17 protein-coding genes are annotated in these 22,010 nt (G+C 43.9%); 12 read left to right on the top strand and 5 right to left on the bottom strand.

Features of this window, described 5'->3' with window-relative positions:
- Window positions 1-5 precede the first annotated feature (5 nt).
- A complete protein-coding gene (hemA, locus tag ACO05P_RS08065; protein WP_421754682.1) occupies window positions 6-1,244 on the bottom strand; it encodes a glutamyl-tRNA reductase in 1,239 nt (412 codons plus the stop codon).
- 200 nt (window positions 1,245-1,444) lie between these two features.
- Between hemA and ACO05P_RS08060 the strand changes: the two genes are divergently transcribed.
- From ACO05P_RS08060 to typA, 4 genes are read left to right on the top strand one after another with little or no spacing between them, the layout of a single operon-like run.
- Window positions 1,445-2,350: a helix-turn-helix transcriptional regulator gene (locus tag ACO05P_RS08060; RefSeq protein WP_421754680.1), complete on the top strand. Its 906-nt coding sequence runs from the start codon at window positions 1,445-1,447 to the stop codon at window positions 2,348-2,350.
- 6 nt (window positions 2,351-2,356) lie between these two features.
- On the top strand, window positions 2,357-3,397 hold the full coding sequence (hemH, locus tag ACO05P_RS08055; protein ID WP_421754679.1) for a ferrochelatase: 1,041 nt from the start codon (window positions 2,357-2,359) through the stop codon (window positions 3,395-3,397).
- A gap of 27 nt (window positions 3,398-3,424) precedes the next feature.
- Window positions 3,425-4,138, top strand: a complete 714-nt coding sequence (locus ACO05P_RS08050) for a T9SS type A sorting domain-containing protein (protein ID WP_421754677.1) — start codon at window positions 3,425-3,427, stop codon at window positions 4,136-4,138.
- Window positions 4,139-4,194: 56 nt separating this feature from the next.
- Entirely contained in the window at window positions 4,195-5,997 is a 1,803-nt protein-coding gene (typA, locus tag ACO05P_RS08045; RefSeq protein ID WP_421754676.1) for a translational GTPase TypA, read from the top strand.
- Between the two features lie 239 nt (window positions 5,998-6,236).
- Here typA and ACO05P_RS08040 read toward each other — a convergent pair whose 3' ends face one another.
- Both ACO05P_RS08040 and ACO05P_RS08035 read right to left on the bottom strand, forming a co-directional pair.
- Window positions 6,237-6,581 carry a DUF1801 domain-containing protein gene (locus tag ACO05P_RS08040; RefSeq protein WP_421754675.1) on the bottom strand — a complete coding sequence of 115 codons (345 nt, stop codon included), beginning with the start codon at window positions 6,579-6,581 and terminating at the stop codon, window positions 6,237-6,239.
- Window positions 6,581-8,917, bottom strand: a complete 2,337-nt coding sequence (locus ACO05P_RS08035; RefSeq protein ID WP_421754673.1) for a T9SS type A sorting domain-containing protein — start codon at window positions 8,915-8,917, stop codon at window positions 6,581-6,583. Before ACO05P_RS08035 ends, ACO05P_RS08040 begins: the two co-directional genes overlap by 1 nt.
- A 187-nt stretch (window positions 8,918-9,104) precedes the next feature.
- On the opposite strand from ACO05P_RS08035, the gene ACO05P_RS08030 reads away from it, so the two are divergent.
- The 4 genes from ACO05P_RS08030 to ACO05P_RS08015 all read left to right on the top strand — a co-directional run bounded on the left by ACO05P_RS08030 (window position 9,105) and on the right by ACO05P_RS08015 (window position 14,718).
- The gene (locus ACO05P_RS08030; RefSeq protein ID WP_421754671.1) at window positions 9,105-10,220 is read left to right on the top strand and encodes a DUF2911 domain-containing protein; all 1,116 of its coding nucleotides are present in this window, start codon (window positions 9,105-9,107) and stop codon (window positions 10,218-10,220) included.
- Between the two features lie 111 nt (window positions 10,221-10,331).
- Window positions 10,332-10,880, top strand: a complete 549-nt coding sequence (locus ACO05P_RS08025; protein WP_421754670.1) for a YceI family protein — start codon at window positions 10,332-10,334, stop codon at window positions 10,878-10,880.
- Between the two features lie 118 nt (window positions 10,881-10,998).
- Window positions 10,999-12,546, top strand: a complete 1,548-nt coding sequence (locus ACO05P_RS08020; protein ID WP_421754668.1) for a hypothetical protein — start codon at window positions 10,999-11,001, stop codon at window positions 12,544-12,546.
- Between the two features lie 42 nt (window positions 12,547-12,588).
- Window positions 12,589-14,718, top strand: a complete 2,130-nt coding sequence (locus tag ACO05P_RS08015; protein ID WP_421754667.1) for a Tex family protein — start codon at window positions 12,589-12,591, stop codon at window positions 14,716-14,718.
- Here the strand turns inward: ACO05P_RS08015 and ACO05P_RS08010 are convergent.
- Both ACO05P_RS08010 and ACO05P_RS08005 read right to left on the bottom strand, forming a co-directional pair.
- Window positions 14,693-15,952, bottom strand: a complete 1,260-nt coding sequence (locus ACO05P_RS08010; RefSeq protein ID WP_421754666.1) for an MFS transporter — start codon at window positions 15,950-15,952, stop codon at window positions 14,693-14,695. The two genes, ACO05P_RS08015 and ACO05P_RS08010, sit on opposite strands and share 26 nt — an antisense overlap.
- On the bottom strand, window positions 15,949-18,198 hold the full coding sequence (locus tag ACO05P_RS08005; protein WP_421754664.1) for a GDSL-type esterase/lipase family protein: 2,250 nt from the start codon (window positions 18,196-18,198) through the stop codon (window positions 15,949-15,951). Before ACO05P_RS08005 ends, ACO05P_RS08010 begins: the two co-directional genes overlap by 4 nt.
- 340 nt (window positions 18,199-18,538) lie before the next feature.
- Here ACO05P_RS08005 and ACO05P_RS08000 point away from each other — a divergent pair, with 340 nt between their 5' ends.
- The 4 genes from ACO05P_RS08000 to ACO05P_RS07985 all read left to right on the top strand — a co-directional run bounded on the left by ACO05P_RS08000 (window position 18,539) and on the right by ACO05P_RS07985 (window position 22,001).
- Entirely contained in the window at window positions 18,539-19,051 is a 513-nt protein-coding gene (locus tag ACO05P_RS08000; protein ID WP_421754662.1) for a hypothetical protein, read from the top strand.
- Window positions 19,052-19,578: 527 nt separating this feature from the next.
- Window positions 19,579-20,676 (top strand): slipin family protein, encoded by a 1,098-nt coding sequence (locus ACO05P_RS07995; RefSeq protein WP_421754660.1) that lies wholly within the window; start codon window positions 19,579-19,581, stop codon window positions 20,674-20,676.
- Window positions 20,677-20,766: 90 nt separating this feature from the next.
- Window positions 20,767-21,099, top strand: coding sequence for an ArsR/SmtB family transcription factor (locus ACO05P_RS07990; RefSeq protein ID WP_421754658.1), 333 nt, complete (start codon window positions 20,767-20,769; stop codon window positions 21,097-21,099).
- Between the two features lie 11 nt (window positions 21,100-21,110).
- Entirely contained in the window at window positions 21,111-22,001 is an 891-nt protein-coding gene (locus ACO05P_RS07985; protein WP_421754657.1) for an arsenite methyltransferase, read from the top strand.
- Window positions 22,002-22,010 lie beyond the last annotated feature (9 nt).

Raw genomic sequence — 22,010 nt, 5'->3', positions numbered from 1 at the left:
GGGGCTCAGAGCTCAAAAATATGGTGAATGGTACGCAAATCATTATTAAGATTGCTGCCATTCTTTAACTGACGGGCAAACTGCCCGGTAATGCGATTTAGCATTTGGGAAGCGAAATACTCAGCTTGCTCCAGAGAGAGTTCCGGGAATTTCTTTTGCAAGCTTTTCAATTCTTTTTCTTTCCAATCATCCATTTTGGAGCGCAAGGCATTTAAGGTTGGGGCTACCCGACGACTTTCCAGCCATTCGTAAAACTCCTCAATCTTCTCATTTATAATTTGCTCCGCCATGGGGATTTGCGACTGGCGATTGCGAATACTCTCCTCGGCGATTTCCGAAAGATGATCAACATCAATTACCCGGAAATTGGAATCTTGGTAAACAGATGACTCGATATTGCGAGGCATGCTTAAATCCAATAATAAACGTGGCTTCTGATCCTGGAAATCCTTTAAGTGAACTGTGGGCACAGAAGCGCCAGTAGCTACAATGACAATATCCGCCCGATTGAGAGAATCTTGTAAATGCTCCAGGTCAGCATGTTTCAATCCGAATCGATCAGCCAGGCGAACTGCTTTTTCTTCGGTACGGTTGATAAGGGTAATGTCTTCAACCCCGGTTTGATTCACCAAATTTTCACAGGTGGTACGACCCATTTTTCCCATGCCATAAAGAAGCACAGAAGGTTTAGGGTTTACCTTCAGATATTCTTTTACTTGCAGTACGGCAGCAAAAGCAACAGAAGCGGCACCCGTACTTAACTGAGTTTCGTTTTTTACTCGCTTGCTACACTGAACACCAATATTTACCAAACGATCGAGAAAGGCATTGTGAGCAGCTTGCTCTTTGGAGCGTTGGTAGGCCTTTTTAACCTGACCAATAATTTCGAAATCGCCTAAAATTTTAGATTCTAAGCCAGAGCCTACCCGATAAAGGTGCTCGATGGCTTCGCGATTTTGTTTGATGTTTTGATAAGGTTCGAAATCCTGTTTACTATTGCCACTATGCTTGCAGAAAAGTGCAATAAGGTCTCTGGGGCAATTAGCAAAGGCATATAATTCTGTGCGGTTACAAGTAGAGAGGACTAAGATTCCATCCCCACCAGCGCTTTGGTAATCGTGTATCAGATGCTGCGCCTGTTCTTCATTAAGGGAAAATTTTTCCCGGGTAGAAACATCGGCCTTCTGATGATCAATTCCTATTAGGAAGAAATTGGCAAAACGACTTACTTCGAACTCTTTCATATTGTGCTGGCAAAAATATCCCAATCAGCACCATATAATTTACCTTGATAAGTAGGAAAAATAACCCAATAGGTTGAGTGACGCTTATTTAGAATCATTCTTGTTAATTTGCAGCATTTCCTTGATAGGATTGCGCTTGCAAGGATAAATTAAACGAACAAATAGGGCCAATGATTTTTATCATGTCCTAATTTTGCCCCATGGAATTGAATTTTGAAATACTCGGCCCGGAAATAAATACCCGAAAAAGTCGGGTGAAGCATACGGCTTTAGGTCCTGATATGGCGATGATTAAGGTAGAACATTCAGAGGATGAGGCCTTAAAGATGCGTCGTGAGATTGATCAAAGCTTAATTCAATTCTACTTTGCCTATGAAGGTGGAGCCGAGTTTGCCTTCCACGGAGGTTCCTATAAACTGAAACTGGAAGCCGAGAAAAATCTGCTTTTTTACAATCCATTGCAGGCCTTACCCATGGAAATTACCGTGGAACCTAAAAGTAAATTGCTCTTCCTTTATGTTACCGTGGAGCGTTTACATCGCATGTTTGTAGAGGCCAGTGAAGAATTGGCTTTTATCAATCCGGAGAACGTCAACAAGAAATTTTATTCCGACGGTAAATTGGAGCCTTCGACTATGGTGGCCTTGAGCCAGATGTTTCAGGTACCGGTACATGGACCTGCGCAACGCATATTTGAAGAGTCTAAGGTTTTCGAAATATTGGCCTGGTATTTCAATCGCCGGGAAGGTACCGATGTGGAGGCCTGTCCCTTTTTGGAGAATGAAGACAATGTGCAGAAGATCCGCCTGGCTAAGAAAATTCTGATTGAGAGAATGACCGATCCGCCCACTATTCCTGAGTTGGCATTAGAAGTAGGTCTAAATGAATACCGATTAAAAGAAGGTTTCAAGAACATTTATGCCACTACGGTATTTAAATACCTTAATGATTATCGTTTGGATGTGGCTCGCCAGGTTTTAGACGAAGGAAAAGTGAAGGTGAATGAGGTGGCTTATCATATTGGTTATACCAATCCCAGCCATTTTATAGCGGCCTTCCGCAAGAAATTCGGGGTAACCCCCAAGAAATATTTAATGAATCGCTGATTGTAGATGAAGCAAGCTTTATTGATCGTAAATCTGGGTTCGCCCGATTCGTATGCTGTGGCCGATGTGCGCCGTTATTTGGGTGAATTTTTAATGGATGAAAGGGTGGTGGACTTTTCAAAATGGTTCCGCACCTTCCTGGTGAAGGGTATCATCTTAAACACCCGTCCACCCAAATCAGCGGAAGCTTATAAAGGAATATGGTGGGAAGAAGGCTCGCCTTTAATGGTACTCTCGGAGAGATTAAAGGAGCAGGTGCAGGTGCATAGTGATATGCCTGTTGGCTTGGGGATGCGCTATGGCAATCCTTCCATTCATTCGGCCATCCAAAAATTAAAGGAGGCACATCCGGATTTAGAGACCCTGCATTTAATACCACTCTATCCACATTATGCGATGAGTAGTTATGAGACGGTGGTGGTAAAGGCGCGTGAAGTGGTAGAAGCTCATTTCCCGGAATTGGAACTATTGGTGAAGGGGCCTTTTTATGATGATGAGCGCTATATCCAAATTTTGGCGGATTCTATAAAGGGAGCTTTGCCTGAAGATTATGATCATTTACTCTTCAGTTATCACGGAGTGCCAGAGCGACAAATTCGTCATTCGGATGTAAGTAAAGCACATTGTCTTCGTCTGGATAATTGTTGTGCTAAGGATAGTCCGGCACAGGCATTTTGTTACCGACATCAAACTTTGGCAACCACTGAGATGGTAGCGCGTCAGTTAAACTTGAAAGCCGGAACCTATAGTACCAGTTTTCAAAGTCGCCTTGGTCCGATTAAATGGTTAGATCCCTATACCGATAAAACTATTGCCGAATTGGCGCAGAAGGGGGTGAAGAAATTGGCAGTGGTTTGCCCGGCCTTTGTGTCGGACTGCCTTGAAACGATTGAAGAAATCGGTGTGGAAGGTCGTGAGATATTTACCGAAAATGGGGGTGAAGATTTTACTTTGATTCCCTGTTTAAATGACCAAAGTGACTGGGCCAAACTTTTGGCAGATTTTGGCACGGAATTGTATGCAAAGAAGATAGAGACCACTGCCTAAATTTTTATACATTTAAGCAATTGCAGCATGAAACATTTATACCTACCATTCATTTTACTTTTTAGCTTAAGCTTATCCGCTCAAGTATCTAATCATGCTGTACGCGATTGCATGGGTAATTCCAATTCAATTTATCAGGCTTTAAGTACCGGCAAAGCATTAATTGTTACTTCTAATGGTTTTGACTGTAGTATCTGCGTAAGCAAGGCAGGTAGCTGGGGAAACTGGGCTTCTGCTAATAAGTCCAGCGTAAATGTTTGGGGAGCCATGACCTTAACTTATAGTAATGCAATTCCTACATGCAGTCAGGCGGTGAATTGGGTAAATAGTCATGGCTGGTCTGATATTTACACCTTTATCGATTCATCCGAGTATTTTTTTGAAGCCGGAACACCTCGTTATTTGGTTTACAGTCCGATGGATAGCTCTCTGATTTACACTGGCGGAAGCGAGTCTCAAGCCAGAAACGCTGCCTTAAATGCCGCTGCTTCAGTATCAATTAAGGAGAATAGTTTGGAAACCATGCAGTATTTCTATCAGAATGGACTGTTAAGCTTCCGTAAAGTGCCAGCCGGAAATACCCTGGTGGAGATCTATAATTTAACCGGTAAAAAGGAGCGTACCTTCACGCTGCGCAAGGATCGCAGAGATTATCCCCTAAGTGATTTACCCAAGGGAATTTACCTCATGCGAATGACCAATGAGCAATCTGCGATAACTCGTAAAATTGTCGTTTCCTAATTAGGTATATATACCGTTTCAATAGCGTAGCTTTGCCGGCTTATTAGAAGCCCCATATGAAGCTGCGAAACATTGCAATTATCGCCCACGTTGACCACGGTAAAACTACCCTGGTAGACAAGATGTTACTGTCCTGTAAGATCTTCGAAGATCACGAAAGTCCGGGAGAACTTATCATGGATAATAATGACCTCGAAAAGGAGAGGGGCATAACCATTCTCGCCAAAAACGTATCTGTTCAGTATGGCGATTACAAAATTAATATCCTCGATACCCCAGGTCACAGCGATTTCGGTGGTGAAGTAGAGCGTGTATTAAACATGGCTGATGGTGTGGTTTTATTGGTAGATGCCTTTGAAGGGCCGATGCCACAAACCCGCTTTGTATTAGCCAAGGCCTTAGAATTAGGTCTGAAACCTATTGTTGTTATTAATAAGGTAGATAAGCCAAACTGTACTCCAGACGAAGTACATGAAATGGTATTCGACTTGATGTTTAGCCTCGAAGCTACTGAAGACCAATTGGACTTCCCAGCTATTTACGGTAGTGCCAAACAAGGTTGGATGAGTGAAGATTGGAATAAGCCTACCGATAATATTAATGCCCTTTTAGATGCCATCGTTGAGCATATTCCTGCTCCAGTAGAGCGTGAGGGTACTCCACAAATGCTGATTACCAGCTTAGACTATTCAGCATATATCGGTCGTATCGCCATTGGTCGTGTACACCGCGGAACCTTGAAATCGAATACCCCTGTAACCCTCGTAAAACGAGATGGCCAAAAGGTTAAATCTCGGGTGAAGGAACTTTTTGTTTTTGAAGGATTTGAAAAACGCAAGGTAGATTCAGTTTCCAGTGGTGAGATTTGTGCGATCACTGGTATTGAAGGTTTTGATATTGGCGATACCATCGCTGATGCCGAAAACCCAGAGGCAATGCCTACCATTCGCATTGATGAGCCTACCATGAGTATGTTCTTCACCATTAACGATTCACCTTTCTTTGGTAAGGAAGGTAAGTTTGTAACTTCTCGTCACGTTAAGGATCGTTTGGATAAGGAATTGGAGAAAAACCTGGCTTTGCGTGTGGAAGAAACCGATTCAGCGGATTCATTCCGTGTTTACGGTCGTGGGGTATTGCACCTTTCGGTATTAATCGAAACCATGCGTCGTGAAGGTTACGAATTACAAATTGGTCAGCCACAGGTTATCTTTCGTCAAATCGACGGGGTGAAGTGTGAGCCCATGGAAGAGTTAAATATCGACCTTCCCGAATCTATTCATGGTAAAGCGATTGAAGCGGTAACCCTTCGTAAAGGCGAGTTAACGCAGATGGTTCCTAAGGGTGATCGTATGCATCTCGATTTTATGATTCCTTCAAGAGGAATTATTGGTTTGCGTAACTACTTAATGACGGCTACTGCCGGTGAGGCGGTAATGTCGCATCGTTATGTGGAGTATCAACCTTATAAAGGAGAAATTCCGGGTCGTCAGAATGGTTCTTTGATCGCTCTGGAAACCGGAAAGGCCATTCCTTATTCACTGAACAACTTGCAAGATCGCGGTCGTTTCTTCATTCCACCTAATGCCGAAGTTTACGAAGGTCAGGTAGTAGGAGAAAACAACCGTCCTGGTGACTTAACAGTGAATATCACTAAGACTAAAAAGCTTAGCAATATGCGTTCGGCTGGAGCCGATGATAAAATGCGTATTGCTCCTCATATTGAATTCTCATTAGAAGAAGCCCTCGAATATATTCAGGGGGATGAATATGTAGAAGTTACGCCTCAAAGCATTCGCTTGCGTAAGATTTTGCTCCGTGAAGCAGAACGACGCAGAGGCGAAAAGATCAATTTTTAAGCAAAGAAAAAGCCGCGGGGACGCGGCTTTTTCATTCCAAAAAAACACCAAAAAAAGCATCCGCTTTTGGCGGATACGGAAAAACAAAACAAGCTCTCTAATCAGAAGCTCAGGCTCGAACTTCTGAGTTTAGGGGCCCTTCAGTTATAAACTGAAAATTTGTTAAGAACTACTACTAATGACAATTCAAATGTAGAGGAGTCCTTAGGGAGTAAAAATGATATTTATCAGTTTGAAGATCAGGATTTGGCGTCGAGAGCCAGCGCTGCTTCGAGAATTTGATCGATCGCCTCTAAAGGGATTGTTTCCAGATCTCTAAGCACAATACTGGAAATTTGCCTTCTACCTCTGCGCTCTAATAAACCGGTGGGGTCCTCAAATTGATGGGCTCGGGTAAAGGATAAATCCAGACTTTGATCTTTATTAGGCTTTAAATAGCAAATCCATTTCTTGCCATAGAACATGGGGATGCCATAGGCAAGCTTAGGTTTTAAGCCCGCTCGTTTTAGATGATCATGCAAAAAAGCAAGGAGCTCCTGTTGAGCTCCTTTATGCTTTAGAATAAAATTTTCGACTGGATTCACTAAGGTTGGATTAGAACTTTGGCTTCGGCGCCATTCTCAAATTTAAATAGATATATGCCTTGTGGCCAGTTTTTACAATTCATTTCCTGGATAGCTTGATTACTGCGGTAAATGCGCTGCCCTTGTAAGTTGAAGACCTCCAGATTCAAGGCCTGATCCCATCTCACCATTCCATGGCTGGGATTAGGGTAGATATAAAAGGGCTGGGCCTTTTCAAGTTCTTGAATACTAATGTCAGGGGCCAAATCATGGGCATACAAACCAGTGCCTGTACCTACTAATAATTCATCGTAGAAAAGCACATTTATTTCTGTGCCCATAGGATAAGCGTAACCTAAGCTCCAGCCCAAGCTACCATCAGTACTATTTATATAAATGCTTTCATCCATGGCAATAAAAACATAGCCATCGCCATCGGTAATGGCGGTTGCTTCGCCACTCGCTGAGGGTCCTGCAAAATTGGACCAGGCTCCACTTGCTAAATCCTTAATGAAAACATTATTTACGGGTAAAAGCCCTGGATCGCGGTTGAGTACAAATAGGCTGTCGCCGCTCTTGTTCAATTCCAGATCCACCGTATGATCTGTGGCTCCAAAACTACCATCGGCACTGAGGCTAAAGCCACTGCTCCCTAATTCGGCACGATAAACCCCATTGTGACCTGCCCTTAGAGGATCGGCACTTAGGCCAATATAAGCCACCAGATTTCCGGCCTCACGACTAATTACAATGTCTGTAATATCTGCATCCTGTCCAGGGCTGGAGGCCAGGATCAATAATTGTTGCCAGTTATTGCCGCCATCCAGGCTATAGAAGCATCCGCCTTTGTCGCCAAAATCAATGCTGTAACCCGCCATTACAATATCTGCGCTATCAGGCGCCACAGTAATGGCAGTACAATGGGTATTAATACGATTGAAATTCAGGGGTGGGTCTTCAGGGCTAAAAACTCGGCTCCAGCCATCGTTGCTGGGGCTAATTTGTTGACCGCCATTCTGACTGCGATAAATTCTTTGGTTGCCGGCATAAAGGGTGTCCGGTTGACTGGCACTCATGGCAATTGCGGTATAAGGAGCACCGTCGAAATTGGGGAAGCTTGGTCCCCTCCATCTTGGGCTGCTGGTATTGTAATTCTCTACTTTACGTAGACCAGATTTAGAGGCAACCCATCCGGTAGCGAAATCGGTGGTCATATCTATATCATTCACCTGAACAGCAGTAAGACCCTCATTCCATCCAAAAATGCTATCACCTCTTTCGGTAGAATATCCGAATCCAATATTGGTAGAATGGTAAACCACAGCCGGGTTTAGAGGATCTTGTTTGGAGAAGCCATCATTAGCACGATTGAGGTTTTCGATATAGGCCTGACCAGGGTTTATCCAGGTGCCAATGCTGCTGATATCTTGTTCCACTGCATTACCGATATATAAGCTTTGCTGAGAAGCATAATCAGAAATTAGAATATTGGAACCTACAACACCACCAATGGGACCTGGGGTATTGATAGGGCCATCGGTCCAGCTAAAACCATTATCGGTACTCCAGGCTAAATGCCGATCGCGAATAGTGGGATTCATTAATGGAGGTTGCCCGGCAACATACCAATTACCAGCGGCATCAAAACCGAAGCTGCGCCATTCGATATTAACAATGGTAGGGGCAGGGTTTACAGCGGAGGTTAGGGATGAACTGTTGCTCATTCCATAAAATGGATCTACCAGCATGTACATATGTGGACTAGCCCCACGCTCAAAAAGATGGAGTTGATTCGTGCTAGGATTAATAATCATTTGTGGAGGCTCCGTGTAGTTTTTCAGCAAATTGATGCTGCCAGATTTTGAATAGATTCCAGAGCTATTAATGGCGCCAAAATCCATAACATCCTGGGCACCCGTCATCGGATTGTTTTTTACCAGGGCCATAGTATCACCTTGAATGATAAATTCCTTTACCATACTATCAACCTGGCTGGCGACAGTTGCGCCAAAACTGGTACGATATACTTTGCCTTGGGATAAGAAGTAAATGCTGTTTGTAGCTTGATGGATTTCAACATTTAGGATGGAAGAGCCAAAACCGTCATCAGCATCTGCCGAAGGGATAACTTCCCAGGCAAGGTTGCTGATTTGCCCATTGCGATTTGCTTTGGCGTAAAAGAGTGAATTGGGGCTCTGGGTACTGCAAACGAGATAAATGGAGTCGGAGCTAAAGGCCCAGCTTTCAAAATCGCCTACTTGTCCACCATATACTCCTTCTGCTACTGGGGCACTTAAACCTTGCGCCCAGAGGCTTGAACCTGAGAGTATCAGGCCTACTAATAATCTTATTTTCATGCTTTGTTGGTTGGGGGTTGGAAAAAAAAAATGTGTGCTACATATTCGAAATTTGTATTTAAAAATAGGAGATTTTGTCGACCAATGGAATTATTTCATCGATCGAGCATGAATTTTAGCGCTAGAATTCAGAACTTTAGAGCCCGATTCTGAACCATTTTACTGCTACTTGTGCAAAATTGATACTATGCGCACGAGTATTTTCGGGAGTTTCTTACTCCTATTTCTTTCGGCTTCCCTCCAAGCCCAGTTTCACAATTTAGATTTACCTACGGCTAGCCCCGAGGTAAAAGAAGAACAGACCTTAGGCATTACTAAAATTGCCATGCATTACCATAGTCCCATGGCCCATGGCCGAAAGGTTTGGGAAGATGGCCGCACCATTCCACAAAAGGGAGAGCCTATCGCCTGGCGAGCCGGAGCTAATATGAATACCACTATTAGCTTTAGCACCGATGTTTATATTGAAGGCCAGCCTTTGGCGGCCGGGACTTATGGCTTGCATATCATTCCCGACGGACATCAGCATCAGGTACTATTTGCCCATGCCAATCAATTATGGGGTAGTTATTATTTGGATTTGGAAAAGGATATAAGTCTGGAAGTAAGCGTGCAAGACACCACTTGTGCTTACAGCGAGAAACTGGACTACGAATTCGATCATATCAACGATAGTACATTGGTTTTAGGCCTGGAATGGGCAGACCGTCGCATCCCTATCGAGATTAAGGTGGACCTGGTAAAAACGGTTATGACTTCCTTACGCAGTGAATTGCGCGGAGAAGATACCTATCGCTGGGAAGCTTGGAATGATGCGGCACAGTTTTGCTATGATCATCAACAACATTTGGAAGAAGGCCTGAGCTGGGTAGATCATTCCATTAATGGCGGTTACGGTGGCTTTGGCGCCAATCCGAATCTTTATAATTACAGTACAAAGCTATATCTGTTGGGAGCTTTGAATCGTACGAAAGAACAAAAGGCCCTTTTAAAGGAGGCTTTGAAGCTAAGCGGCGATCGCAATGCTAAATTGACTTTTGCCTCTGCCTTGTTGCGCAATGGCCTTTATGCCGAAGCCTCTCAATATCTGGATGCGGCGCAAAAGGAGTTGAGCGATGATTGGGTAGTGAAACTGGATCGAGGCGTAGCCTATTACCACACTGGCAATTCTAAAAAAGCTCTAAAGCTGATGAAAGAACTGGAAAAAGAAGCTCCGGATTTCTTCCAGAACCGACTGAAGCAAGTTATTGCGGAAATGGAAGCAGGTAGCTACCAGTATCCCAAGGCTCCACATCGGTCTTAAGCCCATCGAAATCCACTGCGGTGGATTTCTTTTTATTTACATTGATGTTTAAACATTAATTGTATATTTGCTCCATCAAAGTTTAAACATTAACTCAAAAAATCATAGCATATGTCAATTCAAAAATGGACTCTCGATCCCGCACACACCAATATTCATTTCAAGGCCAAGCACTTGATGATTACCACTGTAACTGGTTCTTTCGGTTCCTTTGATGGTAGTGTAGAAACAGAAGGTGAGGATTTCAGTACCGGAAAATTCAGCTTTAGCGCTGATGTAGCTTCCATTAGTACTGGTAGCGAAGAGCGCGATGGTCACTTAAAAAGCGATGACTTCTTTAATGCCGAGCAATTTCCAAAATTGACTTTCGTAGGAAAGGAAGTGAATAATGTAGATGGTGATGAATTTGAATTACATGGCGAAATGACCATTCGCGATGTAACCAAGCCCATCGTATTAAATATTGAAGTCGGTGGAGTTGCCAAAGATCCTTGGGGCAATTTAAAAGCCGGATTTTCTTTCAAAGGCAAGCTCAATCGCAAAGACTTTGGCTTAAAATTTCACGTTGTGAATGAAGCTGGAAATCTTTTGGTTTCGGATGAAATCAAAATGGAGGGCGAAGTGCAATTAGCTGCGGTAGAAACTGCAGTGGAAGCCTAAGCCCGGTTTTTCTCTCAATTGGTTGTTGAAAGCCCTGATCTGATGATCGGGGTTTTTTTATGCGGGATGTTTTGGTAGAGCGAAGGGAGAGCAGGTATCTTCGCTGTAAATGTTCACTGTGAAAAACCTGATTCTATTCTCGCTAAGCCTCAGTCTGCTATCCCCCAATCTTTTGATTGCCCAGGAGTTTATTGAGACGGATCAATTAGAAATCCATCTGGGGCCTTTGCATAAGCGAAAATCGGTAACCAATGGCATTGGCCTCTTTTTAGCTGCCTCGGAGTACAATTTCGCAATCCGAGATTACTATAGCTCTATTTTTCACAATCAAGGTTTCCGCTATGCCATAGAGGTTTTTGATAAGGACTATAATCTGTTGCAGTCTTCCGAAGATTTCTTCACCCCAAAAGACCTCGAAGGTGAGAAGGAGATTGGCATTGCCTATTACGAAAATGCTTTGGCGGTTTTAAGTCAATCCCGAGATAAGCGGAGCCATAGCGATGCTGTTTTCATTCAAAAGATCGATCCCAAAACCCTTGAGCCTAATGAGGAGTTCGTGAAACTTGTGCAAATTGAAGATGCACAATTCGAGGACTTTGGGCATGGGATTTTTAGATATAGCCATACCAGCAATGGAGCATACCATGCTTTCATTTATGCCTATCCCAAAGGCTTTGTGAGTAAACAGGTTAAAGTTTTTCTATTTGACAGCAATTGGGACTTGATTTATGAAAAAGTGCAGGTATTTCCCTTTCGCGCAGATTTAACCGATCTGCTTCAATGGAATATTAATAAGGAAGGAGTCATTCACCTTCTCTACAAGGAATACGACCGAAAGCGAGAAGAGAATTTTCAGGGGAAACCCAATTATAGTTTGCAATTAGTGACTTTGGAAAACGATAGTTCAGAGGCCAGGATTCAAGAGCTGGAGTTCGATACCTATTTTTTAAGTCATACCAAAATGAAGCTGGCCTCAAACGGAGATGTGTATATCGCGGCCACTGCTACAGATGAAATATCGAATGCGCCATTGCGAATGTTTTGCAGTAGAATTAGACCATCTAAAGACAGCATACTCTATGCTAGCTATGGTGAAATTCCTTTGGATTCTATAGCGAAAGATTTAACTGTAGGAGTGAGCGAAGTTCCGGGCTATGATTCTCCTCAGATTGAGATTGGGCCTGATGGATCCGTATTCGTTTTATCGGAACGAAAGACCAAAATAAAGTTGACTAAAGATGTTCAACGTCCACATATGCGGTACGATGAGATTTCATATGAGCATAGATATTATGGGATCATTGTAAGTCATTTTGATCCCAGTGGGAATTCTGATTGGTCGGATTACATTTTTAAGAAGCAAGAAACCTCAGGTGATGCGGTCCGCTATTCTTCTTTTTACTCAACCGTTTACAATGGAAAGCTGCATGTTTTCTTTGCAGGACCAGATCGCCATACTAAGATCATTCCGGGTAGACCAATGTGGTACCTGAGTAATGTGAGCTATACGGCGCAAGGCCAAAGGAATTGGGAGATTATGTATAATGCTAAGGAAAAGAAGCGGGTACCAAAGTTTATCTATGGTGTAACAAAAGGATCCGGGCATATAGTATTCCCAGCTGATTACAGAAGTCGTTCGGCTTACATAGAATTAAGGTTAAAGTGATTGGCCTAAGAAGCTCATTTGTCAGATAAAAAGTTGAAAAAATTGAATCAGGTTTTATTTATAAGTCAGCGCACTAATCTCAATGGAGATCAGGTAAATAGTGTTTTAAGCCTCCTCTCCGAAGGAGCTACCATCCCATTTATTGCTCGTTACCGAAAGGAGCGGACCGGGAGTTTGGATGAGGTGCAAATCCAGGAAATAAAGGAGCAACAAGCCTATTTCGAAAAGGTGGCGGCCCGGAAAGCCAGCATTCTCGAATCCATAAAGGAGCAGGGAAAATTGAGTGCAGAACTCGAAGCTCAGATTGAAGCTTGCTGGGATTTAAATGAGCTCGAAGATTTATATCTGCCCTACAAACAAAAGCGTAAAACCCGGGCTTCAGTAGCCAGAGAAAAAGGCTTGGAGCCCTTGGCGGGAATGATCATGAAGCAAGATGCCCGCGACCCCGAATCCTTGGCTCTAAGTTTTGTGAAAGGGGATGTACAGGATATTGATGAGGCTTTATCAGGTGCTCGAGATATAATGGCGGAATGGATGAATGAAAGGCTTTCTGCCCGAAATACCCTGCGTCGCATTTTTGAAAGAGAGGCCCAAATTCAGGCTAAGCTGATTAAAGGGAAGGAAGCGGAAGCGGAGAAATACCGCGACTATTTCGACTTTTCGGAAGCCTTGCGTCGTATTCCGGCTCATCGGCTTTTAGCTATTCGCAGGGCCGAGAACGAAAAGCTTTTACGGGTGAGTATTGCTCCCGAAGAAGAACGAGCTCTCGATAGCCTAGCACGCCTATTTGTGAAAGGTCGTAATGCTTGCAGCGAACAAGTGGAATTGGCTCTGAAAGACAGCTATAAACGCCTGATGAAACCTTCCATCGAAACGGAATTTGCCCTAGCTTCTAAGTTGAAAGCGGATACAGAGGCCATTGCCGTTTTTGCAGAAAACCTAAGACAGTTATTATTGAGTCCGCCTTTGGGCCCCAAGCGCATTCTGGCTATCGATCCAGGATTTAGAACCGGCTGCAAGGTGGTTTGCATTGATGAGCAGGGAACATTATTGCATAATGACACCATTTACCCCCATCCGCCCCAGCGCGATACAGCTAAGGCAGCCGCTAAAATTGCCCATCTGGCCGAAGCCTATAAAATTGATGCCATCGCCATTGGCAATGGTACGGCTGGTCGGGAAACCGAAGAGTTTGTAAGTAAGAAGGTGCGCTTTAAATATCCGGTCCAGGCCTTTGTGGTTAATGAAGCAGGAGCCTCGATTTATTCGGCATCATCCATCGCTCGAGCGGAATTTCCCAATTACGATGTTACCGTTCGTGGAGCGGTGAGTATCGGCCGACGATTGATGGACCCTCTGGCAGAATTGGTGAAAATCGACCCTAAAAGTATTGGGGTAGGGCAATACCAGCACGATGTAGATCAAAATCAATTGAAAGCGGCTTTGGATCGGGTGGTGGAGCAGGTAGTAAATGCTGTAGGGGTAAACCTCAATACTGCCAGTAAGCACTTGTTGGAATACGTCTCGGGCTTGGGCCCCAAATTAGCCGAAAATATTGTGGCTTATCGTGAAGAGCATGGAGCCTTTCAGTCACGGGCAGCTTTATTAAAAGTGCCCAAATTAGGGCCTAAAGCCTACGAACAGGCAGCGGGCTTTTTGCGAATTCCGGAAGCGGAAAACCCCCTGGATAATTCAGGCGTGCACCCGGAGTCTTATGCGATCGTAAAGCAAATCGCGAAGGATCTCAAAAAACCGATTCCCGATTTAATCGGCCAAAAGGAATTATTGAAGGATCTTGACCTGAAACCTTATTGTACGCAGGAAGTGGGTCTCCCAACCTTGGAGGATATTAGAATCGAACTCTCCAAAGTGGGACGGGATCCCAGAGGCGCCGCCAAGGTCTTTCAATTTGATCCGCGCATCCGCAGTGTATCCGACTTGCAGGAAGGAATGATATTGCCGGGCATCGTTAGCAATATCACCAATTTTGGCGCTTTTGTAGATGTAGGGGCCAAGCAGGATGGATTAGTGCACGTTAGCGAATTGGCAGATCGATTTGTGCGAGATCCCAATGAGGTGGTACGCTTACAAGAGCAGGTTCAGGTTAAAGTCCTTTCGGTGGATGTGCCACGTAAAAGAGTTCAGCTTAGCTTGAAGCAGGCTCAGTCCTAGCCACTTTGCGATATTCCCTTTTCCAGGCTTGGGAAAGGATGATTCCTAGGATCATAATTAGGCCTAAACTTAGGAAGAGGTTTTGATGTCCGATGGGCCCGGAATTCGATTCCAGGATCCAGCCCATGAATGGACTCATGAAAACATCTGGTAAATAGCCTAGCACGGAGAGTATTCCTATTGCGGTGCCGCTGAAGCGACGCTCTATTTGGTTTTCGCGCATCAAAGAAAAATAGATCCCCCTTAAGGCATAAATGCCACTGAGGCTGGAGCCTAAAAAGATCAGACCAAAAGCAGTCATTTCCTGTGCAGGAAGCCAGGCCAGGGCCAGGGCTCCCAATGCGCTAATTCCAAAGCTGAAGCTGAGGATTTTAGCAGTGGAAATTCGATCCACCAAAAAGCCAGCGGTAATGGCGGTGATAGGGCGCAGGTAGAAGGTATAGCTACTTAATAAAACCGCATCTTCTTCGGAGAGCCCCCAAACTTCATGACCAAAGAGGGAAACATCGTCGGTTATTTTATAGCCGCAATAAGCACAAAAAAGAATCAGGGCTTGCAGCCAAAGGCGCTTAAGTCGAATGAGTTCCTTTAGTCCTTTCATGGAGTGATTCAAGTCCATTTGTACCTCTCTTTTCGGCAGGATAAACCAAACATAAATGGCGACCAGAATCAGGTAAAGGGAAGCGCTTTGCAATACATAGCGATAGGCAATATGGCGGCTTTCCACCGCTAAGTTGGATTGATCTTCAAAATAGAGCGCAAATAGTGCTACGGCCAAGCTCGACCAAATGGCGGCGCTTAAACCCCTGCCACCTTCTACCCAGCCAAAAGCTTTGCCCACATTTTCTGGATCCACCAAAATGCGGGTGCTTTTCATTAAGGCCGCCCAAAAGAGTAGGATAGTAGAAAAACCCCAAAAAGTATAGGCAATTAATAAGGCAGTGTAATTGGGCCACCAGCTGATTACAAATCCTCCCAGGGCAGTAAGGCCCAGGGCAATGGACATTAATTTTCGAGCGGAAAATAAATCCGCTAAAGGCCCTCCGAAGAAATAGGAAACCACCGCTACCAGGCCGTAGAGGGAGAAGCAATAGCCCAATTCCAGATTATCGATTTGATATACCTCTAATAGCGTGGTTCTAAAAACCCGCGGTACCATAAAGGGTAGCAAAAAGATGGCCTCACCAGCCAGGATAAGTGCTAAGTACTGCGAAAATGTTTTTAAGCGATTCACTGAATCAGCAACTTAAGGATTTGTTCCTGACCTTCCTGTTCTATTCGTAAATAGTACAGTCCTTTCGCTAAGGAAGGATTTAATGCCGTGTTGTGTTCAAAGCCCTGGCCTTCTGATAAAAGCTTGCCATTGGTGCTCATCAGCTTCCAGCTAAAAGCTGCTTTGCCAGGATTGGAAATATGGAACTGCCCCTGATTGGGATTGGGGTATAGCGTGAAGCCTAAACTGTTGTCTTCTTTTAATCCGAACCAGGGTAAAAATTGCACCTCCAGAGTATCCGAGTGCATGCATCCCAAGCTATCAATGGCGCTTAAAACAAATTGCTTAAGAGTGTTTTCATATCTATGGGCAGGGATAAATAGTGAATCTGCAGTAGAGCCATCGTTCCAAACGGGATTGCTAAACCCGGCTGGAAGATATAGGGTTAGGTCAATTCCAGGGCTATGGTTGAAATCAAAACCTAAATCTAAAATGGCTGGACTAGGTTTCGGAATAATGGTATCTACCGTACTCTGACATTGCCCATCGGCTTTAAAGCCATAGTGATAATAGAATTGGGCTCGGATAGCTCGCGGATGATAGATGGTTCCGAAGGTATGCTGAATGCCACTGCCCGCTTGCACACTTAATCCTGCCCCTTGATACAACTGCATGCTACCCACACTTTGGTAGGCCAATCTCTGATTGCTGTTTTCCAAATAGAGGTAGCAGCCCAAGGTGTCACCGGGATTTAAAATAATACTGCCGAAGTTTAAGACATAGCTACTGTCTTCCAGAGCCCCATAAATACTGTCTGAGATGGAAGCTGACCAGGAAGCGGCCGTGTTTTCATGGCCTTGATAAGACCCTAATCGGGTGCGCAGGTTCACTTGCATATCACCTGAAGTACCGGCCACAAATTGAATACTATCCAGACTCAAAGTATCCGGTCCGGCAATAAGGTTAAACATGCAACCATTCCATTTGATATTAGAGCTTTGCGCCGAGCTGAGTGATTCTATATAATAATATGGCCCAAGGTAACTGTGTAAAAACAGGCTGTCGCCCAAGGCAGGGTTCCAATACAGGCTGTCCCCTTGATACAAGGGCTGACTTAATCCGGCATCGCTAAACCAGGCCAGTCGATCGCCGCTATGGCTGGGGCTAATCCACATACTATCGCCTTCGCAGTAAAAGGGATCATTGCCGGTAATTTGGGGACCGGCTTCACTTTGGACCTTAATACTGCTGCTGATATTATTAAAGCTATTACTGTCTTGATTGCATATAATCCGGCTGTGTAATTGCCAATGCTGTTGTTGATTGCTGTTTAAGTTGAATTGCACCTGAGCATAGGCACAGCCTGAAATTTGATTGAGGTTTTGACGCAGGGTATCCCGAACACCACTGATGAGGTCTAATCGAATGAGTTCTACTATTGCAGTAGATTGCAGGCTATCCCTTCGAAGATTGGCTAATTGGATTTCAATAATGCTATTGGGACTTCCACAAGGCGAAGGATTGGTCCAAAGAGGAGGGGATACTTGTAAATCAAGCCCTGGAACACTGGAAACCAGGCTGTCGGGCAGGGCCTCTGTTAAAACCTCCTGCCATAGAATTCGATGGCCAGCATCATTAACATGGGTACCGTCGCCAGAATTATACTGCGCCAGAATAGTATTTTGACTATTGGCTAAACCCGTCCAGAAATCTATGGCTCGGGGGCCGAAATAGCTCAAAATGGAATCGCGGACATCTAATTGAATCTGTATTTGACTGGCACTAAAGTTTCGAGGTTGGGTGGTGCATACCCAGAGCGGTACATTATAGCTGGCTGCCAAGCTATCAATATGAATGAAATTGGTCATTTGCTCATTGAGCCCGGTTCCGATAGCAGCATCATTGGAAGGTAGGTTAATGATAATGGCATCAGGATTTTGGCGCAAGGCATGACTGATATTTCGTAGGGTATCCGGATTGGGACGCCCCGAAGGTGGAGTAAAATAATCAGGCATTAAGCGCCAGGTATTGTATCCGCCCTGAGCCAGGTTGATTACTTGATTGGCTGGGTTTAGGGCCTGCATGCTGCGGCGGTAGCGATTTACCCAGGCCGAATCCGGAGTACTGGCGCCGGAGCCCGCAGCGGTGGAAGAGCCGATTACAACAATAGTAAGGGTGTCATTTGCTAAGCAAGCTGAGTTTTGGGCCTGGAGGAAAGAGAAGCTTATAAAGAAGAGGAAAAGGTAGAGGGCTTTGTTTGGTTTCATGAAATAAAGCTACTAAACAACACTCTCATTAAATCAGGAAACAATCTATTTTACGCATGCAAGACTGTGAATAGATGGATTGTGAATTTTTTATTTAAAAAAGCTTGTGGGTAAATAAAATGTTTTATTCATTTGCATCGCAAAACAAAATAAAGCGAGCGATATGCTAAGTATAAACCATAAATACGGAATTGATCCAGAATTTAGCCGACAGGGGCTGAGAGGGAAATAGATTTATTATGCAAAGCTATTCGCTCCCGGTTCCTCTTTAGGACCGGGATTTTTTTTGCTCTAAGGAGTGGTCCCGGTCTGGATTTGCCAACCTTAAAGTAAAAAGAAAATGTCAACTCAATTAGTAACATCTTATTATTTAAAGGCTTACGATGCTTATCCTTTTGATCTGGCAGAAACAGAGGAGCAGCTCAATTATGCCCTGGCCTATGATCCGGAGCATGTACCCAGTCTTTGCTTAAAGTCTCAATATTATCTCCATATGCTTAATTGGCCTAAAGAGGCAAAGGATGCAGCAGAACAAGCGATGGCAATTGATCCTGAAAATGCTTGCGCCGCAGCAGCACTAATGGATAGTTTGATTGCGCTTCAATTATATTCTGAAGCTCTCAATTTGTTGAATTATACTACCAGTAAATCATTGTTTAAACCTTTGTATGTTTATTGGTATATGTTTAAAATAATGGAGCTAAAAGGATGTTTGAAAATTTCTATGAATTATTGTAAAATGCTTTTACAATATGTGGAAAATGAAGCGCAACAAAATGAGATTGATTTAAGCCTTAAGCGACTCAAAATGAAGCAGAAAGCCAAGCTGAAGGCCAAGGCTTCTAAGGCCTGAAACTTCATTTAAACTTATTTAAAATACGGTTTGTTCTACCGGAGATCTAGATGTGTGTCTCTGTAGGTCACCATGGTGCCGGAAACGGTATACCGTCTCAAAAGAACACAATTTCCTGAGGTTATGGGTTCGACTCCCATTGGGACCTTTTGGTCCTATGGCTCAATGGCAGAGCGCAGGTTTTTTCCGAGGGTTCGATTCCCTTGTTATTAGAGGATAATTACTGGATGTAGGAAAACCCTCCCTTTCACGGAGGTATGGCTAAGGCCATGCGTTGAAAAGAAGCTTGATCTGCTTTAAAAAGGATCACCAATCTGCGTATGGGATTGTGCTAGTCATTTACGAATGTGATTTCTGGCACCAGTGTGCGGTATTAGTACCGATGGCGAAGCATGTCCTGATTTTTGGTCGAAGAGGCCGGCTATTTGACCACTAAGGATGGAGTGTGTGAAACCAAAAGTCCATACTGCCGCTGCCCTGCGCATTTTGATTTTTGTTAATCGGGTTTAACCCACAATTTGATGAACATGTTACAATTAATTTTTACCCCTGAAGCACAGCTTACTGTGGCCACCAAAAATGGTGTTGTCCAAAATATTTGGACTGCCGGTAAGCGTTGGAAATGGATTAATGCTCAATTGCAGAATTACCATCTAGGTAGCAAAGTAGATCTGCCAAAAGGAACAGACCTGCGAGTAAATGCAGATAAGTTAAAGAACTATGCGGAAGTGGTAGAGCTTAAGCAAGGTGAATTGGCCATAGTGCTGCTGAATGGTGTGTTTAGTGAAATCCTGATCCCTGGTATTTATGCCTATTGGAAGGGGGTGAATGCAATTGAGATCCTCCGCTTTTCAAGCGATGACCTAGAATTGCCAGCCCATCTCAAAGAGAACTTACGGGCGATTTTATGCACTCGTGGTTTTGTTCGAATGTTTAAAGTGGAGCAAGGTGAAAAAGGCTTAGTCCTCTTGAATGGGGCATTGTTTAAAGCATTGGAACCTGGCGAATACTTCTATTGGAACAATACGCAGAGTATTAAACTTCTGAAGGCCAATATGAAACGTCGGACCATTGAATTGAATGGTCAGGAATTATTGACAAAAGATAAGGCCACTTTGCGGATCAATTTACTGGCAGAAATGCGAGTTCAAAATGTGGAAGAAGCCTTATTGGCGAACAGCGACTACGAAAAGCAGGCTTATTACTTACTGGCATTGGCTTTACGCTCTTATGTGGCAGAATTAAGTCTGGACGAACTCCTAAGTCGGAAAATAGAATTGGCAGAGCAAATAGCTGGTTCTACCCAAGCAAAATTTCAAGCCATTGGTTTGGAACTGCTGGAAGTAGGTATCCGAGACATTATTCTACCCGGTGAAATGCGGGAGATTATGAATCAGGTATTAGTGGCTGAAAAGAAAGCTCAAGCCAATTTAATTACTCGTCGGGAAGAAACAGCTTCTACCAGGAGCTTGATGAACACCGCCAAGTTGATGGAAAATAACCCCATGCTCTGGAAATTGAAAGAAATGGAATACCTCGAAAAGGTAGTAGAGAAGGTAAACACCATCAATATTAATGGTGGAGAAGTAGGAGCGAAATTAAGAGAAATCTTTTCGTCTGCTTAGCAGGGGCCCCGTAGATTAGAATGAATTTTTTAACTGCGGGGCCTTTTTTTAAAACCTTTCATCGTAATATTGCAATATTACTTTTAAGCTATGGGAATCACTAAGAAAGATCTCTTTAGTCCGGAACAAAATGATCTGGCAGCCGGTGCCAAGGCACTAGGGCATCCTGCACGAATAGCCATCCTGCAATACCTGGTTGCCGCCAGGGCTTGTATTAATGGCGATTTAGTGCAGGAATTAGGTCTGGCGCAAGCCACCATCAGTCAGCATTTACGCGAGTTAAAAGCCGCAGGCTTTATTCAAGGTACGATCGAAGGCACTTCAGTAAGCTATTGCATCAACCCCGAGCGCTGGGATCGTATCAAATCAGAATTTTTAGAATTATTCGAATCCTATTGCGGCAATGATCCTACTTGCTGCTAAACCCTATTATCATGAAAACAGATCAGGAACTCAAAGAAATTGTACGCAAGAAGTACAGTGAAATTGCCGAGCAAGATGTAGCTCTGAATAAATCATCTTGCTGTGGAGCGGGCCCAGTTTCGCAAGAAGTGTATAATATCATGACCGATGATTATTCCGAAACGGAGGGTTATCAGGCCGATGCCGACCTTGGTTTAGGCTGTGGTTTACCTACCCATTTTGCCCATATCGAAAAAGGCGATACCGTATTAGACCTGGGCTCAGGCGCTGGTAATGATGTATTTGTTGCCCGACATGAAACTGGTCCCGAGGGCAAAGTGATTGGTGTCGATTTTAGTGGCCCCATGATTCGCAAAGCCCGCTTAAATGCGGATAAATTAAGCTACAATAATGTTGAATTCCGCGAAGGCGATATTGAGGAATTACCCATTTTGGATGATAGTATTGATGTGGTAGTTTCCAATTGCGTATTAAACTTGGTGCCTAATAAGGCTGCCGTCTTTAATGAGATTCATCGGGTATTAAAGCCAGGCGCTCATTTTAGTATTTCCGATGTAGTCCTGCAAGGTGAGTTACCAGATGCTCTGCAAAAGGATGCCGAAATGTATGCGGGTTGCGTATCGGGAGCCATTCAAAAAGATGCCTATTTGGAAATGGCGCACAAGGCTGGCTTTAAAGATTTGCAAATCCAAAAGGAAAAGCCCATTTACATTCCCGCTGATATTCTAGGTCAATATTTGACTGAAGAGGAAATGCAAAAATTTGGTCAGGGTGAACAAGGTATCTACAGTATTACCCTTTATGGTCAAAAAGAAGGCGAGCCTAAGAAAGATAAGAAGATCCTTCAACTAAGCGATCTACAAAGCTCTGAGGCTTGTACTCCGGGTGGTGGATGCTGTTAATACCGAGCG

It is taken from the genome of Croceimicrobium sp. (assembly GCF_965228705.1).
In the GTDB taxonomy this organism is placed as follows: Bacteria; Bacteroidota; Bacteroidia; order Flavobacteriales; family Schleiferiaceae; genus Croceimicrobium.
This window is presented reverse-complemented; position numbering and strand designations above follow the sequence as displayed.

Coding starts and splice junctions, on each gene's coding strand:
- hemA (WP_421754682.1), bottom strand. CDS start 1,244: ATGAAAGAGTTCGAAGTAAGTCGTTTTGCCAATTTCTTCCTAATAGGA.
- ACO05P_RS08060 (WP_421754680.1), top strand. CDS start 1,445: ATGGAATTGAATTTTGAAATACTCGGCCCGGAAATAAATACCCGAAAA.
- hemH (WP_421754679.1), top strand. CDS start 2,357: ATGAAGCAAGCTTTATTGATCGTAAATCTGGGTTCGCCCGATTCGTAT.
- ACO05P_RS08050 (WP_421754677.1), top strand. CDS start 3,425: ATGAAACATTTATACCTACCATTCATTTTACTTTTTAGCTTAAGCTTA.
- typA (WP_421754676.1), top strand. CDS start 4,195: ATGAAGCTGCGAAACATTGCAATTATCGCCCACGTTGACCACGGTAAA.
- ACO05P_RS08035 (WP_421754673.1), bottom strand. CDS start 8,917: ATGAAAATAAGATTATTAGTAGGCCTGATACTCTCAGGTTCAAGCCTC.
- ACO05P_RS08030 (WP_421754671.1), top strand. CDS start 9,105: ATGCGCACGAGTATTTTCGGGAGTTTCTTACTCCTATTTCTTTCGGCT.
- ACO05P_RS08025 (WP_421754670.1), top strand. CDS start 10,332: ATGTCAATTCAAAAATGGACTCTCGATCCCGCACACACCAATATTCAT.
- ACO05P_RS08005 (WP_421754664.1), bottom strand. CDS start 18,198: ATGAAACCAAACAAAGCCCTCTACCTTTTCCTCTTCTTTATAAGCTTC.
- ACO05P_RS08000 (WP_421754662.1), top strand. CDS start 18,539: ATGTCAACTCAATTAGTAACATCTTATTATTTAAAGGCTTACGATGCT.
- ACO05P_RS07995 (WP_421754660.1), top strand. CDS start 19,579: ATGTTACAATTAATTTTTACCCCTGAAGCACAGCTTACTGTGGCCACC.
- ACO05P_RS07990 (WP_421754658.1), top strand. CDS start 20,767: ATGGGAATCACTAAGAAAGATCTCTTTAGTCCGGAACAAAATGATCTG.
- ACO05P_RS07985 (WP_421754657.1), top strand. CDS start 21,111: ATGAAAACAGATCAGGAACTCAAAGAAATTGTACGCAAGAAGTACAGT.